The sequence below is a fragment of the Pseudomonas sp. B21-021 genome (genome assembly GCF_024749205.1).
Classification (GTDB): Bacteria; Pseudomonadota; Gammaproteobacteria; order Pseudomonadales; family Pseudomonadaceae; genus Aquipseudomonas; species Aquipseudomonas paraglycinae.
Genome location: NZ_CP087192.1, coordinates 2,793,075 through 2,808,748, shown reverse-complemented (window position 1 = coordinate 2,808,748; position 15,674 = coordinate 2,793,075). Strand labels below are relative to the sequence as shown.

13 protein-coding genes are annotated in these 15,674 nt (G+C 60.1%); 8 read left to right on the top strand and 5 right to left on the bottom strand.

Going from position 1 to position 15,674, the window contains the following annotated elements:
• Positions 1-135: 135 nt before the first annotated feature.
• The 5 genes from LOY31_RS12405 to LOY31_RS12385 all read right to left on the bottom strand — a co-directional run bounded on the left by LOY31_RS12405 (position 136) and on the right by LOY31_RS12385 (position 5,441).
• The gene (locus LOY31_RS12405; RefSeq protein ID WP_258713380.1) at positions 136-1,092 is read right to left on the bottom strand and encodes an AraC family transcriptional regulator; all 957 of its coding nucleotides are present in this window, start codon (positions 1,090-1,092) and stop codon (positions 136-138) included.
• Between the two features lie 206 nt (positions 1,093-1,298).
• On the bottom strand, positions 1,299-1,670 hold the full coding sequence (locus LOY31_RS12400) for a fe2+ zn2+ uptake regulation protein (protein ID WP_127797827.1): 372 nt from the start codon (positions 1,668-1,670) through the stop codon (positions 1,299-1,301).
• Between the two features lie 101 nt (positions 1,671-1,771).
• Positions 1,772-3,976 carry a TonB-dependent siderophore receptor gene (locus LOY31_RS12395; RefSeq protein WP_258713379.1) on the bottom strand — a complete coding sequence of 735 codons (2,205 nt, stop codon included), beginning with the start codon at positions 3,974-3,976 and terminating at the stop codon, positions 1,772-1,774.
• 160 nt (positions 3,977-4,136) lie between these two features.
• Positions 4,137-4,538, bottom strand: coding sequence for a ParB N-terminal domain-containing protein (locus LOY31_RS12390; RefSeq protein WP_258713378.1), 402 nt, complete (start codon positions 4,536-4,538; stop codon positions 4,137-4,139).
• Between the two features lie 15 nt (positions 4,539-4,553).
• Positions 4,554-5,441: a CoA ester lyase gene (locus tag LOY31_RS12385; RefSeq protein WP_258713377.1), complete on the bottom strand. Its 888-nt coding sequence runs from the start codon at positions 5,439-5,441 to the stop codon at positions 4,554-4,556.
• A 587-nt stretch (positions 5,442-6,028) separates the two neighbouring features.
• Between LOY31_RS12385 and LOY31_RS12380 the strand changes: the two genes are divergently transcribed.
• The 8 genes from LOY31_RS12380 to LOY31_RS12345 all read left to right on the top strand — a co-directional run bounded on the left by LOY31_RS12380 (position 6,029) and on the right by LOY31_RS12345 (position 15,592).
• Positions 6,029-7,423 (top strand): Y4yA family PLP-dependent enzyme, encoded by a 1,395-nt coding sequence (locus tag LOY31_RS12380; protein ID WP_258713376.1) that lies wholly within the window; start codon positions 6,029-6,031, stop codon positions 7,421-7,423.
• A 14-nt stretch (positions 7,424-7,437) separates the two neighbouring features.
• Positions 7,438-8,481, top strand: coding sequence for a PLP-dependent cysteine synthase family protein (locus LOY31_RS12375; RefSeq protein ID WP_258713375.1), 1,044 nt, complete (start codon positions 7,438-7,440; stop codon positions 8,479-8,481).
• Between the two features lie 28 nt (positions 8,482-8,509).
• Complete coding sequence (locus LOY31_RS12370; RefSeq protein ID WP_085604799.1) at positions 8,510-9,658, top strand: NAD/NADP-dependent octopine/nopaline dehydrogenase family protein; 1,149 nt, start codon at positions 8,510-8,512, stop codon at positions 9,656-9,658.
• A 45-nt stretch (positions 9,659-9,703) separates the two neighbouring features.
• Positions 9,704-11,557 carry an IucA/IucC family siderophore biosynthesis protein gene (locus LOY31_RS12365; RefSeq protein WP_221533464.1) on the top strand — a complete coding sequence of 618 codons (1,854 nt, stop codon included), beginning with the start codon at positions 9,704-9,706 and terminating at the stop codon, positions 11,555-11,557.
• Between the two features lie 13 nt (positions 11,558-11,570).
• A complete protein-coding gene (locus LOY31_RS12360) occupies positions 11,571-12,815 on the top strand; it encodes an MFS transporter (protein WP_221533465.1) in 1,245 nt (414 codons plus the stop codon).
• A 14-nt stretch (positions 12,816-12,829) separates the two neighbouring features.
• Positions 12,830-14,014, top strand: coding sequence for an aminotransferase class V-fold PLP-dependent enzyme (locus LOY31_RS12355; protein ID WP_258713374.1), 1,185 nt, complete (start codon positions 12,830-12,832; stop codon positions 14,012-14,014).
• Positions 14,015-14,098: 84 nt separating this feature from the next.
• Positions 14,099-14,614, top strand: coding sequence for a sigma-70 family RNA polymerase sigma factor (locus LOY31_RS12350; protein ID WP_221533467.1), 516 nt, complete (start codon positions 14,099-14,101; stop codon positions 14,612-14,614).
• On the top strand, positions 14,615-15,592 hold the full coding sequence (locus LOY31_RS12345; RefSeq protein WP_221533468.1) for a FecR domain-containing protein: 978 nt from the start codon (positions 14,615-14,617) through the stop codon (positions 15,590-15,592).
• The last annotated feature ends 82 nt before the right edge of the window (positions 15,593-15,674 follow it).

Sequence of the window (15,674 nt, the reverse complement as noted above, 5' to 3'; positions counted from 1 at the left end):
GGCCTCCATTGTTATTGTTCAGGCCAGGTCAGATTAGGGAGGCAACGCGGGCGGCAATATCCGAATCCTGCAGAGCGCTATCCGTTTTGTGCAGGACGGCGCGGCAGGTGCTTCAGATTGTTTCGGGGCGGGAATTCAGTGGCGGCGTTTGAAGGTCACGGACGGCAATTCGCCGAACTGCTGGCGATAGCTTTCGGAGAAACGCCCGAGGTGCAGGAAGCCGTAGTCCAGCGCCAGTTCGGTGAGGTTGCGCACCGGACAGCTCGGGTCGTTGAGGCAGGTGTGAATGCGTTCCAGCTTGCGCTGGCGGATGTGTTGCATCGGGGTCACGCCGAGCTGGCGTTCGAACAAGGCGTAAAGGGAACGCGGGCTCATGTTCGCTTGGGCCGCCAGGTGCTCGGCGGGCAGATCCAGCTTCAGGTTGCGCTCTATATAGTCGAGGATCCGCTCGAAACTGACGCTCGGCGAACTCAGGCTTTCACGGCTGACGTTGGTGTTCATCAACGAGATCAGTTTGCTGCCGACGATCTGCGCGTAATGTTCCTGCACCCGCAGCAACGGGTCGCTGGCTTCGGCTTCCTGGCAGATCATGCCCAGCAGGTTGGTAAACCCCTCCAGCTCGTCGAGCCGGTAATGATTGCGCAGAAACCGGATGCCGCCGGCAGGATGCAGCCAGCGCTGTTCGTCGCACACCGACTCCAGCACGCTGACCGGCACCTTGAGGATGAATTTCTCGCAATCGTCGGAATAGGTCAGGTCGACCGGGTCGTCCGGGTTGATCAACAGCAATTCGCCCGGCACCAGATGATGCTCGCGCTTGTGCCCGCGCCACAGGCAGTTGCCTTGCAGCAGGACTTGCAGGTGATACACGGTTTCCAGCGCCAGCGACGTGACGCGAACGCTGCCGCCATAGCTGATGCGGCACAGATCGAGGTCGGCGAGTTTGCGGTGATTGAGGCTGGCTTGCGGGTGGGCGGTTTTGGACAGGCCGATGAAATGCTGGCCGACGTGCTGGTTCACATAGTCGGAGACGGCATACGGGTCAGCGTGACGAAACACGCTGCTGCGGTCGCTCAGCAGGCGGCTGTCCATGGGCAAGGCACTCGATCTTGTCGTTATGGTGATGGTCACGGTTTACGCCATCACCGGTCACAGTACGCCGGCGTGCCGAATCGGGCAATTGGACGAAGGTTTGGCTGTCCGCTGATCGAACGCTTTCAGCGAATCATGATTGACGGCCCCAACGAAAAAACCACCTGCGAACAGGTGGTTTTGGTCAGAACGGCAAACGCGATCAGTCAGCGGTCGGCATGCTGCTCCAGCATCGCGTAGGCCTCGCCGGTGAAACGGTAGCTTTTGTCGGGCTGAAACACGATGACGCCCTCCTCGCACAAACGCTTGAGCACTTCCCTGACGCTAATGAACTGGATGCCGCTGACAAACGCCTGCAGATACCCATGCACCCCGCGTCCGCCAACGGCGCGCCCTTCCCGTGCGGCAACCAGCAAGGCATCGATCACCTTGATTCGGATCAGGCTGGTGCGCAGCCCGTAATAATGCAGCAGCTCACGGATATGCTCATTGGTGCTGCGCTCGAAATCGAAGGCCCGCTGGCCTTTCGGGATCGGCAATGGCGTACCAGAGGAAGTCGATGCCGGGCTGGTTAACATTCGAATACTCCTTTTCCTTGAAGGCTCTGTGATCAACCGCTGTGCGTAGCTATATAGAAGAAGGCGCACTCGACTGTCCTGCCATCAAGTGCGCCCCCCGATCAGAAGTCGACAGTCGCCGACAACTGCAACGTGCGTGGATAGCCCGGGGAGAACGCGCCGTAGGACGCCACACCCGACCAGTACTCACGATCAAACACGTTCTGCACCGTGGCGCGGAATGTCGTCGGCCGCCCTTCGATCTTGGTGGCGTAACGGGCACCGGCATCGACGCGGGTCCAGGAAGGCAGCTCCTGGGTGTTGGCCTGATTGACGTATTGGCTGTCGGTGTAGATCGCGCCGCCGGTCAGGGTGAAACCTTCAACCCACGGTGTATCCCACTCGGCCCAGAGGTTGGCCTGGACATCCGGCACGCCCACCGGTTTGTTGCCACGGTTGGCGGCGGTGGCCGAATCCGTCAGTTCGCCATCGAGCACGGTCACGCCGCCCATCAGGCGGGTGCCCGGCGCGACTTCACCGAACATGCTCAACTCGCCGCCACGGTTACGTTGTTCGGCTTGCACCGAGAACACGTTGCCGGCGCCGATTTCGCCGCTCGGCTTCTCGATCTGGAACAGCGCCAGAGTGGTCATGAACGTACCGTGTTCGTACTTCACGCCGATTTCGTGCTGCTTGGACTTGTAGGGTGCGAAGGTTTCGCCGGAGTTCGCCGCCGTGCCGGGGGCGATGTCGCCCTTGCTCAAGCCTTCGACGTAGTTGTAGTAAAGCGAAACGTCGTCCCACGGTTTGACCACCACGCCCGCCAGCGGCGTCGTCGCGTTGTCGTCGTAACGCGAGCTGACCGCACCCGAGGCGTTGTAGTTACGCGACTCGATGTCCTGACGGCGCACGCCGAGGGTCAACTGAATCCGGTCATCGAGAAAGCCCAGGGTGTCGGTCAACGCGATGCCGGACAGTTCCGATTCGGAAATGCGCAGCACTTTCGGCGAGTTGATGTACTGCTTGGGTACGTCCACCGGATGGTAGATGTTCGAGCGAATTTCCGTGCCGTTGTTGATGCCTCGGGACAACTCGTCCTGGTAACGGGTCGCCATGACCGTGGTGGTGTGGGTGACCGGGCCTGTGGCGAACAGCGCTCGCATCCCCACGTCCGCCGTTGAACGGTCAACGTTGAATTTGTAGTAGCCGGGAATGTTGCTGGTATCACCGGCGTCGTTGAGGATTCGCGGCACCTGGTCGGACATGCGCTTGACGTCCGAGCGACCGCCACCGGCGTGGGCGAACACCGTCAGGTTATCGTTGAGGTCATACTCGCCGCCGAGCAAGGCCGATTGCTCCTTGGTGTCCGACCAGCCCCAGTCCTGCGGCAGGTTGGTGCGGCCATTTGGCGCCGATGGAACCTCGACGCCCGGCGCGATGGTGAACGGGCGCGAGGCCGCATCGAAGCTCTCTTTCTGGCTGATGAAATCCAGGTTCAGGCGCAAGCGCTCGCCCTGGTAGTCGAGGGCGATGGCGCCGATGTTGAGATCCCTTTGCTGATCATCCACCGCAGTGTCGCCGCCCTGAAGGCTGCCGTTGAAACGCACGCCAAACTGGTTTTCGTCACCGAAACGCCGACTGATGTCCAGATGGCCGCCCACTTGCGAGTCCGAAGCGTAACTGCCGGTGAAGCGGGTCAGGTCTTCAGCCAGCGGGCGCTTGGGCACGATGTTGATCACACCGCCGACGCCGCTGTTGGGCGAAATCCCGTACATCAGCGCGCCCGGCCCTTTGAGCACTTCGACGCGTTCGGCGTATTCGGTGAACACCCGATAGTTGGGCGCGACGCCGTACACACCGTCATAGGCCAGCTCGCCAAGGTTGCCCTCGCCTATCGCAAATCCACGGATGAAAAACGAATCGACGATCCCGCCGGTCTGCCCGGTGGAGCGCACCGATGGGTCGCGTTCCAGCGCATCGGCCACGGTGACGGTTTGCAGATCCGCGAGGGTCTTGGCGGTGTAGCTGGTCACGCTGAAAGGCGTGTCCATCACGTCCTTGTTGCCCATCATCCCGAGCCGCGCACCACGGGCGACCTGGCCCCCGGCGAGGACTTCCGGCAATGCGGTCGCGCCGTTGTAACGGGCGTTGACGTTGGTGGTGTCCAGCGTCAGCCCTTCGGTGGCGACGGCGTCCTGTTGCTCGGGTTGCTTGGGGTCTGCTGCCCAGGCAGTGGCGCTTCCTGCGGCCAGAATGGAACTCAGCATCGCGGTGCGAATGGCCAGTGTGAGTGCGCGTTCACTGCAGGGTCGGCTTGCAACAGACATGACGTTTGGGTCCTTCTCGAGTGGCTGAAAATGGTAATGACTCCTATTTGCCAGTCGACAATCGAAAAAGTATCAGCAGGATCGGATATTTTTTTGAGCGGATCGCCCGGAGGGGAAAACGCCGGAGGATGAGTTTGCGAAACCCACCCTCCGACGCGGGTCAGTCATACAGGCATTGCAACGGGATGGAGACCACCGGCAGCGCGGGGTCGAACGCGTGCCGGGTGGTCTTGTACGGGAACAGCTCGCCGCGCTCGATGGTGGTGAAAATCTGCGCCACTTCGAACGCTTGCCCGGTTTGCCAGTGGCGCACACAGACACGTGGGTCGGCGTAGTCGAGCTGGATGCACGGCACCCGTTTCAACCCCAGTGCCCGCGCCGCGTTGAACCGGTGATTGCCGTCCATCACGATGCCTCGGGAGCGCTCGATGATGATCGGCTCGAGCCAGTGCCCGGCCTGGATGATCGCCTCGCGCAGGCGCTGCACGTTAAGCGGATCGACCTGCTCGGATTGCCGCACATCGCACAGCGCACGCAGGGCAATCTGGTAACCATGTCCCATGATTCACCCCCGGTTTCAGCAGGCATCCGCATTGGCGACCAGCGCGTACTGGCTGGCCATGTCGCGCAGGCGCTGGGCCTGTTCGATGAGCGGCAGATCGACCATTTCGCCGTCGACTTGCACCGCGTGACTGCCCCCCGCCACCGCGCTCAGGACCCGGTCCGCCCACGCCAGTTGGCGGGCGTTGGGCAGGAAGGCTTTCTGCACCGTGGCGATTTGCGAAGGATGGATACACAGCTTGGCGCCGAACCCCAGCGACCGGGCGTAACGCGAGTCGCGCTCGACCACCGCCATGTCGCTGATGGCCGGGGTCACCCCATCGATCGGCGCCGGCAATCCGGCCACCCGTGAAGCCAGCACGATGCGATTGCGGGCGAACAGGAACGCCTCGGGAATCTGGCTGCAATCGATGTCCAGAGAGAAATCCAGCGAACCGAATGCCAGCCGCGCCAACCCGGGAATCGCGGCAATCGCCTCGACCTGATGCAGGCCCTTGGCGGTCTCGATGATGGCGACGATTTGCAGCTCGGGGTTCCATTCCAGCAGGCGCTCGACCACGCGCGACAGGCTCTCCGGGCATTCGGCCTTGGGCAGGAAAATCCCCGCGCAGCGCTCGGGGTAGCGCATGTCGCCCAGCCACGTCATGTCCTGGCGAAACAGCGAGCTGCCGACGCTGTTCAGCCGGATGTAACGCTGGCAGGCGGTTTCGGGCGTGCTCTGCTGCCAGGCCCAGATCGATGCCCGGGCCACGGCTTTGCTGTTCGGATGAACGGCGTCTTCGAGGTCGAGAATGATCGCGTCCGGGCCGGCTTCGGCCGCTTTGCAAAAGCGCTCCGGCCGGTTGCCGGGAACGAACAGGTAGCTGATGGGAAGCGTGGCGTTGGTGCTGTGACGAACAGTCATCGGGACTCTCCTGAGCGTGCTTCAGTCGTGGGTTTTCAAAAAAATTCGAACACCTGTTACAGGGGAAAAACCGGGTTGATTCCACGCGTATTGAATCAACCGTCAACACCTTGAATAACAAGGCGTTAAGGGATTTTTTAATCAATACGCGAGCGCTTACTTGAGCAGGCGAACAAACGGCTTCGCACTCCCCTGTTGTGTGTGTTCATTCAAAAATATTTGAAAACCTTACTTGATAATCGTTCCTGTTCGCAATATTGTTCGAGCCGCTGACAGGGTCGAGACTCAAATCAAGACCTGCGATTTTGTTCACGGAAAGTTCGGCGCAATGATGTCATTTACATGTCAGGTAATGGCACTTCAAAAGCGACAAGGCCACATTTTATTGGCCTTCTCCTTGCCTGCCTGAACCTTAAGGAGTGGGGTTCTCATGAAACAGATTTGTAAAAATTTTATGAAAGAACATGCCCCTTGTTTAATTCCAGAGCGGATCTGTCATCCGCCTCCACCTCTTTAAACACTCGTACCTGACGAGCAGCTAGAACACGCAACATACATATGGCGATTATTTACGCCAGAGGTTTTCTATGCCTGAATTAATTGCGCCGCCCGTTAAAGAAACAACTGAAGTTCATTACCCAAAAGTGCTGAAACCGTTACTTGACCCTATTATCGAAAAATTTCTTCAACATTCACCAGGGAAACTTGTTGAGCTGGTTAAACAACACGGATCGCCGCTGAATCTGGTGTGGCCACATGCCTTTGAGGCCAATGCCCAGGCGCTGCAATCGGTGTTGAAAAAGCACGACGTTGACTACGCGATTTTTTACGGTGCCAAAGCCAACAAGTCCCAGTGCCTGCTGGCTGCGGCTGCGTCGTCAGGCATCGGCACTGACGTATCGAGCCTGTTTGAGCTGCAAGCCGCGCTGCGCGCCGGGACCAAAGCGGAACATTTGTGCGCAACCGGGCCGGCCAAAACGACCGCGTTTCATCAAGCACTGGTACAAGGCGGTTCGCTGATTTGTGTGGATTCACGGGAAGAGTTCAGCCAGCTCAAAGCACTGCTCGACACTACGCCGGCAACGGCCAAAGCCCGAGTCCTGCTGCGTTACAGGCCGACAAGTTGCCCGGCGAGCCGCTTTGGCATGGGCGCCGATGACGTGTTCCAGTGTCTGCAATGGCTGACGGAATCTCGTGAGTCGTTGCACTTCGAAGGATTCCATTTCCACCTCGGCGGGTACGGCTACGAAACCCGGGTGCAGGCTTTCCGTGAAGTGACCGGATTCGTCGATGCAGCCAGGGAAATGGGTCTCGACCCGGTCATGATCGACATCGGTGGTGGCCTGCCGATGCGCTATGTCGACCCGCAGGAGTACGGCAGTTTTTTGCAGAACGACAACAACCCTGCTAATTATCAGAATCGTCGAGTACCCAACTCTTTTTATCCTTATGGCAGCAGTCTGACGGCTTGCCAGTGGCTGGACTTATTTCTGGAGTCGGAGCATTCCCCAGGAAAAACCATTGCCGGTTACTTGAAGAACCAGCATATAAAACTGGCACTGGAGCCAGGCCGAAGTCTGGTGGATCAAGCAGCCATTACCGTCTTTCGCGTGACCCGCACCAAACAACTGGCCGACAACAAAGTTGTGATCTTTGCCGAAGGCAGCAGTTTCAGCGCGTGCGAAACCTGGTTCTCGTCTGAATACCTCGTCGATCCAATCCTGATCACTTCGAAAGAATCAAAACAAGTTCCGATGCAAGCCTATATCGCCGGGCATAGTTGCCTGGACGATGATGTGATCACTCATCGACTGATCCACTTCGAAACAACACCACAAACCGGCGATTTATTGATCTACGCCAACACCGCCGGTTATCAGATGGACTTGCTGGAAAACGAATTTCATCGCCACCCGTTGCCACGGCGACTGACGGCGACTTGTTGTACGGAAGGTAACTACGCATTCACACCTGACTATTAAGGGAAGACGTCCAGATGATACTGAATAAAGTTTCGGATCTTATTGGCAATACACCAATGTTGGGCATTGATGTTCCGGATACCAACGCCCGACTCTTGCTCAAGATAGAGAAGAACAATCCCGGCGGCAGTATTAAAGACCGTATGGCGCGAAACATGGTATTGGCGGCGCTCAAGTCCGGAAAGTTGAAACCCGGTGGCGTGGTCGTGGAATCGTCCTCCGGCAATACCGGCATCGGCCTGGCGATGGCAGCCGTGGAGTTCGACCTGCATTTCATTGCCGTGGTCGATCACCATGCGGCGCAGGACAAGATCGCGGTAATGAAGGCCCTGGGCGCGGAAATCCGCTTCGTCGCCGGCACGTACCGGGAAGACGAAGTGGCTGTGGTCGAGCGTCAACGGCTGGCCGCCGAACTGGCCTCGCAGATCCCCGGCGCGGTGTTCATGAACCAGTCCGACAACGCCGCCAACGCCGGCGGCTACAGCGACTTCGTGCGTGAAACCATCGCCCAGGCCGGTGGCCAGATCGGCGCGTACGTTGGCTGCGTCGGCACCGGCGGCTCGATGACCGGCATTGCACGGGGTCTGAAACTGCACAACCCGGACATCGTCACCGTCGCCGTCGAACCGGCCGGTTCCATCGTCTTCGGCCATCCCGGTTATCCGTATTACCAGTCGGGAACTGGCACCCCGGCCGGCGACACCGTTGGCCTGGTGCTCGACTACAGCTGCATCGACCTGGGTTTGCAGGTCACCGACTCACAGGCGTTCGAAACCGCCCGCTACATCGCACGCAACCTGGCCCTGCTGGTCGGCGGTTCGACCGGCGGTGCGATCTTCAAGGCGCTGGAGCTGATCCACAAAGGCACGCTGACCGGCAACGTTGTGGTGCCGATTGCCGATGGCGGCGAGAAGTACCTGCACACCGTGTTCGATGACAAATGGCTGGAAGAACGCGACCTGCTGGACCCGGGCGTCGCCCCGCAACTGGATCGCTGGCTGGGCAAGACCCGCTGGCTGGAATCCGACGCCACTCCCCTGCAATTGAGCGTCGCCTGACGCGCCTCCCACACAGGAATGTCTCTGTATGAAACCGCTGAAAGTCGCCATCTGCGGCGCAGGCCGGACCGGGCACCTGAATGCCATCCTGTTTAAACAGCTGCCCAATGTTCAGGTTTCGATGCTCACCAACAATCAAGAGGTGATCGACCGTCACCTCGCCAACTCGCCAATGCAGGCGCTGATGCCGGACGGCTCGACGCTGAGCGCACGACCGGATCAGGTCAGCACCGATGCCAGCGTCGTGGTTGCCGACGCCGACATCGTGATCATCACCGTACCAGCCCATGCACGACCGCAAACCCTGCAAGCCATCGCTCCGCATTTGAGTTCGAGCAAACCGGTGTACGTCGGCGCGATCCCGGGTTTCTGCGGCTTCGACTGGCTGGCCGAAGCTTCGCTGGGCGAGCGCTCGAACGTGGTGATCTGGGGCATGAAGGATGTGCCGCACACCGCGTTCGATCTGAAGCCGGGTGTGTCGGTCAAGATGGGCGGCGGCAAGAGCCAGTTGTATGTCGCGTTGCACGACCGGGAATCAGCGCAATCACGGCAACACCTGGAACAAATCCTCACCACGCTGTACGGCCCCTGCGTGACGATGCTCGACCACTATCTGGAAATCACCCTGACACCGGGCAACCCGATCATGCACAGCTCGGTGATCTACGGCTTGATCGGCCCTTACGGCCAGTGGCACCGCAAGATCTTCCCGCAACGCATGTGCTGGTGGACCGAATGCCCCGAGCTGGGTGCCTACTTCCTCGAACGCATGGATCAGGAAAGCCAGGAACTGTGCAACGTGATCAGCCAGCGCATGGGCATCGACCTGTCGTCGGTCAAATCCCTCAAGCAGGAAATTGTCGAAGCCTACGGCGAGCAGATCCGCGATCAGAGCAGCATGTTGTCGATCCTGCGCACCAACCAGGCCTACAACGACATCCTCGCCCCGATGATTCCGGCCGACGACAACCGCGCCGGCTACGTGATCGAGCGCGAAAGCCGCGCCTTCAACGAAGACGTTGCCTACGGCCTTGTGCTGCTGGTGGAAATGGCGCGGCGCTTCGAATTGAAAGTCCCCTACATCGAAGAAGTCCTGCAATGGAGCGTTTCCTATATGCAGGGCCTGCGCGACTCGGCGCTCGACTACTTCCCCCGCCATTGGCCGCGCACGGCGTGAGCGGGTTCAACTTTTCATTAATTTCTCGACGAGCAGATAGCTGATATGGATGACTTCAAGACACTCATCGCCTACTCCCGCAAGAACGCCCTGCGACGGATGATCCGTTGCCTGTTTGCCGAAAACATTCTGGATCGCTCGGGGCTGCGCTTCTCCGAGGCCGGCAACGAGGCCACGTACGCGCTGAAGGACGGCCGTTCCCAGGTGTTCTTTTCCAACATCGCCAAGGGCCCGGCGGACACCGTGGTCAATGACGGCGACGTGATCCTGATGACGGATGAAGGCGTACGCCAGGTGATCTACACCCATCAGGATTTGCTGGATGTGCTGCGCGACAGCTTCGATTTCGAACCGACCGATGAAGGCATCGCCGGGCTCAAGTCGGACATGGAAAACAGCCTGATGAACGACGCCCACGCCCGTCAGCATCGCCAGCAATGGAACGCACGACTGGCCACCGCCGCCCGGGAACAAGGCCTCGACAGCCTGACCGACTATCTGCGCCAGCACGCCAGCACCAAGGACGCTGCGATCCTTCTCGACCAGTGGGGCTCGCTGGAAGGTCACCCCTACTATCCGACCTGGAAAGCCCGCCCGGGCCTCAGCGATGAGGAAGTCGAGCAACTGTCGCCGGAATTCAACGCCCAGGTGCCGCTGCGCATTGCCGCGCTACGGGCCGACATGGCGAAAAGCGAAAGCATGCCCCACGTCACCGATTACCGCAGCTGGTTTGCCGGCAACTTCCCGACGCAATGGGAGCAATGGAAAGCATCGCTGAACAACAAGGGCCTCGACGAATGCCAGTGGTTGCCGCTGCCGATTCACGCGTGGCATTTGCAGGCCTACGTGCTGAAGAATTTCGCGGCGGAAATCGCAGAAGGCATCCTGATCACCGACGGCCCGGACATCCAGACCCTGCCGACCATGTCGTACCGCACGATGATGCCGGTGCTCAAGGAGAGCGCGCCGCTGATCAAGTTACCGATTGCCGTGTGGATGACCAGCGAGCTGCGCAGCCTGCAAGCCAAGTCGATTCATATGGGGCCGCGCATCAGCACCGTCATCACGAAGATCCTCGAGGTCGAAAACGGTTTCGGGCAGCGCCTGGAAATTTTCCCGGAAGAGATTGGTGTCCGTTACAAGAACGCGATCACTCAGGACGATCACCCCGGCCGGCATCTGTCGGTGGTGTTCCGGGCCAGCCAGCAAGCGTTCGAGCGTAGCGATGAATGCCTGCCAATTACCGTGGCGTCACTGTTCACTCGTTTGCCGGGTAGTGGTCGACCGTTGTTCACCGAGTTGATCGAGCGCGATGGCGTTCGGGCGAATGCCACGCAGGTCGAAGACTGGTTCCGTCAGTACGCCAAAGTGGTCACCCACCCGGTGGTGGCGATCTACCTGTTGTACGGGATCGGGCTCGAAGCGCACCAGCAGAACACGATGGTGCTGTTTTCCCCGGATGGCAAAGCACGTAGTCTGCTGATCCGCGATTTCGGCGACGGCAGGACCTACGCTCCATTGCTGGAGGGACGCGGCTACACCCTGCAACCGCACGTGCAGCCGGGCATTCTGCCAACGGTGTTCGAGGGCGATATCGAGCCAGTGCGCATGTTCGTGCTCGACGCGGCGTTCCTCACGCACCTGCATGAAATGGCCCTGTGGCTGACCAAGGAGTACGCGCTGGACAACAACCGGATGTGGGACATTCTGCGTGAAGAGACCGAGCAGGCGTTCGCGGCGGTGCGCGAGCGTGTCGCGCCGGATCTGTGGGAAGTCGAACGCAAGGCTTTCCTCAATGATCCGTGGCCGACCCGTTCGTTGCTGCGCATGCACATGATGCAGTACTCCAATTACCGGATTCAGCACACGCTGACCAACCCGCTCAATGTCGTTCAATAACCGAGGCTGACTCATGACCCAAGCAGGTGCCATCGCGGGTTCGCGCGTAAGAGTCCTGATTTATCTTCTGTTCGCGATCCAGCTCATTTCGATGGGCGCGATGGAAATGAGCGGGCCGTTCTGGCCTGTCCACCTGCGCGGGCTAACCTCGTCAGATTCGCTTTTCAGCTTCGCCAGCATCGCCGTGTACGTCGGGCCGATGCTGGGCATTATTCTGACCAGTGCATTCTGGGGCCGTATCGGCGATCGCTACGGCCACAAGTTGATGATGATCCGCGCCCTCGCCGGCCTGTCATTGACCCAGCTTGGGCTGGCCCTGTGCAGTGACATCTGGGTGATCCTGATCCTGCGTTTCCTGCAAGGCGCCTTCGCCGGTTACATCGCACCGGCCCAGGCTTATGGCGTGAGTATCGAGGCGCCTTCGCGGCGAGCGCGGCTGTTCGCGATCCTGCAGATCTCCACCAACGTCGGCTCGTTGCTCGGTGCGGTGGTCGGCGGCCTGATCCTCGATTACGCGACGTTCTTCTGGATTAACATGATCGCGGCGGTGCTGTGCGCGATCTGCACCGTGGTCGCGGCCGTCACGTTGCCGGACGTGCCGCCGGTGAAGAAAGCACCGGTCGCCAATAAAACCGCTCCGACCAGCCACACCGCCAGCGTCTGGCAAGGCACGCCACTTCTTTCGCTACTGGGAGTGATGGGTATTTTGCTGCTGGCACGGATGCTGCCGCAGACATCGTTCTCGCTGTATGTCAGCTCAGTGTTCGAGGTCAGCAACTCGGTGGTCGGGCTGTGTTATGGCTTGCTGGCATTGGGTTTCATTCTGTCGGCAACGGCATGGTCGCGTTACTTCGAGCACCGTTCCCAGCAGGACACCTTGCAACGCATCACTTATGTCGTGATCGGCTGCATCGCGCTGACGGCACTCGCGGGCGTCACGCGTAACCCGATCGTGTTCGTCGGCGCCTACTTCATCTGGGGCGTATTGCTCGGTGCCACGACGCCGGTGTTGATGGCGCTGATTTCCAAGACCGCCGACAGCTCGCGCCAGGGCTACGTGCTGGGCATTGCCCAAAGCACCGCGCAATTCGCGTCCATTGCCGGAATCTCGGCCGGTGGTCTGCTCAGCCAGGTCTATGGTTTGCAGTACACCTACCTGTTTGTCTGCCTCGCCTACATCCTCGCGCTGATTCCCATCGTTGCGTTGCGCTACCGGCCCATGGTCATGCAACCGAGCCAGATCCCGCCGGGTGACTGATCAAGGAGTTTGCTTTGAACATTGAACAACTGCGCGCCGACACTCCGGGTGTCGAGCAATTGATTCACTTCAACAACGCCGGTGCGGCGCTGATGCCCGATCCGGTGATCGAAGTAATGACCCGTCACCTGCAACTTGAAGCCCGGATCGGCGGTTATGAAGCCGCCGGGCAACACGCCCGGGAAGTGGAGGATGTCTACGACGCCATCGGCCAACTGATCAACGCGCGACCCGAAGAGATCGCGGTGATCGAAAACGCGACCCGCGCCTGGGACATGGCCTTCTATTCATTGCCGCTGCGGCCCGGTGATGTGGTGCTGACGTCGACCACCGAATACGCCGGCAACTACATTCCCTATTTGCAACTCAAGCAACAGCGCGGCATCGAGATCAGGGTCATTCCCAACGATGAACAGGGACAGGTGTCATTGCCGGCGCTGCGGGACATGCTCGGCGATGACCGGGTTGCCCTGGTGTCGCTGCCGGTGATTGCCACCAATGGCGGCCCGGTGCAGCCCATCGAACAGATTGGCGCCCTCGCCCGCGCAGCCGGCGTTCTGTTTCTGCTGGATGCCTGTCAGGGCGTCGGGCAGATGCCGATCGATGTGCAGAAAATCGGCTGTCATATGCTCGCTGCCACCAGCCGAAAATACCTTCGCGGCCCTCGGGGCATGGGGTTTCTCTATGTCGAAAAGACTTTGTGCGAAAACCTTGAGCCAGCGTTTCTCGACCTGCATGCGGCTGCATTGCTGACCCCGGACACCTTCAGGATTCGCGGCGATGCCCGGCGCTTCGAAAACTGGGAATGCAACGTCGCGGCGAAACTGGGCATGGGCGCGGCGGCCCGTTATGCGCTGGCGCAAGGCATCGAACCGATGTGGAAGCGCATTCAACAATTGTCGGCCCACCTGCGCAATCGCCTGGCTGATGTGCCGGGGGTTACGCCGCAGGATCGGGGCGCGGTCAAGTCAGGCATCGTCACCTTCACCTGCCAGGACGCCGGAGCGGCGCAAGTCCAGGCATGGCTGGCGGGGCAGGAAAAACGCATCAACGTCACCACCTCGACTTTCCGCTCGACGATGCTCGACATGCAGCAACGGGACCTGCTGGAAGTCAGCCGCGCATCGTTGCACGCCTACAACACCGAGGCCGAAATCGATGCCATGGTAAACGCGTTGTTGAGAATGCCCCGCGCCTGAAAACGGATGCTGATTCGCGCTTGCGTCGCAGGCTCTTTGTAAACTAGCATTGGGAATACTTCTCAATTGCAAAACACTGCAGCCATGAGCGAAACCCTTCCCGCGAACAACGACAACCATCTGCGCGTGATCGAAGCGCTGTACAGCGGCCATCACGGCTGGCTGTACGCCACGCTGAAGAAAAAACTGGGTAACGCCATGGATGCGGCGGATCTGGCGCAGGATACCTTCACCCGGATCCTCGCCTCCCAGGTCACGACCATCGAGCAGCCCCGGGCGTACCTGAGTTGCGTGGCGAAGGGCATCCTCATCAACTGGTATCAGCGCAAGGCACTGGAACGCGCCTACCTCGATGCCCTCGCGCATTTGCCGGCGCCGGAAGTGCCCTCCCCCGAGTTGCGCTTCGTGGTGCTGGAAACCCTGCACGAAATCGACGCGATGCTCGACACCCTGCCGCCGCTGGTCAAACGTGCGTTCCTGCTGTCGCAGATCGGCGGCTTGAAATACACCGACATTGCCGAACAGCTGGACGTCTCGCTGATCACCGTCAAGCGCTACATGAAACAGGCTTTCGTGCAGTGCCTGATGCTGGTGGAATGAATGCTCACGCGACGCAGTGAACCGCCGCTCGATCCGAAAATCCTCGAAGAAGCCGCCGAGTGGCTGATGCGCCTGAGTGAAAACGACCTCAGCGAAACCGAGCGTGCAGAGTGGGAATACTGGAAAGTCAGCAGCCCCGAGCGCAACCGGGCGTGGGCCCGAGCGCAGTTGCTGCAAAGCAAGTTCGGCGGCCTGCCGCCGTCGCTGGCGATGTCGGCGCTGGATCGCCCGAGCAACCCGGAACGTCGCGCAGCCCTCAGCAAACTGGCCTTGCTGCTGGCAGCGGTGCCCGCCGGCTGGGGCAGTTGGAAACTCGCGCAATCGCAGCAATGGTCCGCCGATTACCACACAGCCGTCGGCCAGCGCCGCGAACTGACCCTGGCCGACGGCTCGCAAATCACCCTGAACACCGACACGGCCATCGACGTCCTGTTCGACACCCGGCAGCGGCTGATCCATTTACGCGAAGGCGAAATCCTGGTGCAGACCGCGCCGGACAACGCCGCGCAACCTCGACCTTTTCTGGTCAGCACCCGTCAGGGCCGGATGCAGGCGCTGGGCACGCGTTTCACCGTTCGTGAATGGCAACCGCGCACCCAACTCGCAGTGCTCGAAGGCGCTGTGCAGGTCGAGTTGGCCGACAGCCCTCAAAGTGCGCCCGTCATCGTCAGCGCCGGGCAACGTACCGACTTTTCATCTCAAGCCTTCGGCGCAATGAACCCGACCGACCGCAACGTCGGCGCCTGGACCCAGGGCATGCTGATGGCCGACAAAATGCGGCTGGCGGATTTCGTCGTCGAACTGGCGCGCTATCGCCGAGGCTTTGTGCGCTGCGACCCGGCCATTGCCGATTTGCGCATTTCCGGAGCCTTTCCCATCAGCGATACCCAACGCTCGCTGAACATGCTGGCGCAAACCTATCCCGTGCTCGTCTCCGGGCACTTGAGCGGTTACTGGGTGACGCTCTCACCCGCCTGAGCAAAAAAAATAACCGCGCAGGTGATACTTTTTTTGATCTCGGCTGGCAATGAAAGGAACAACCATTCCACCTCGTCCATAG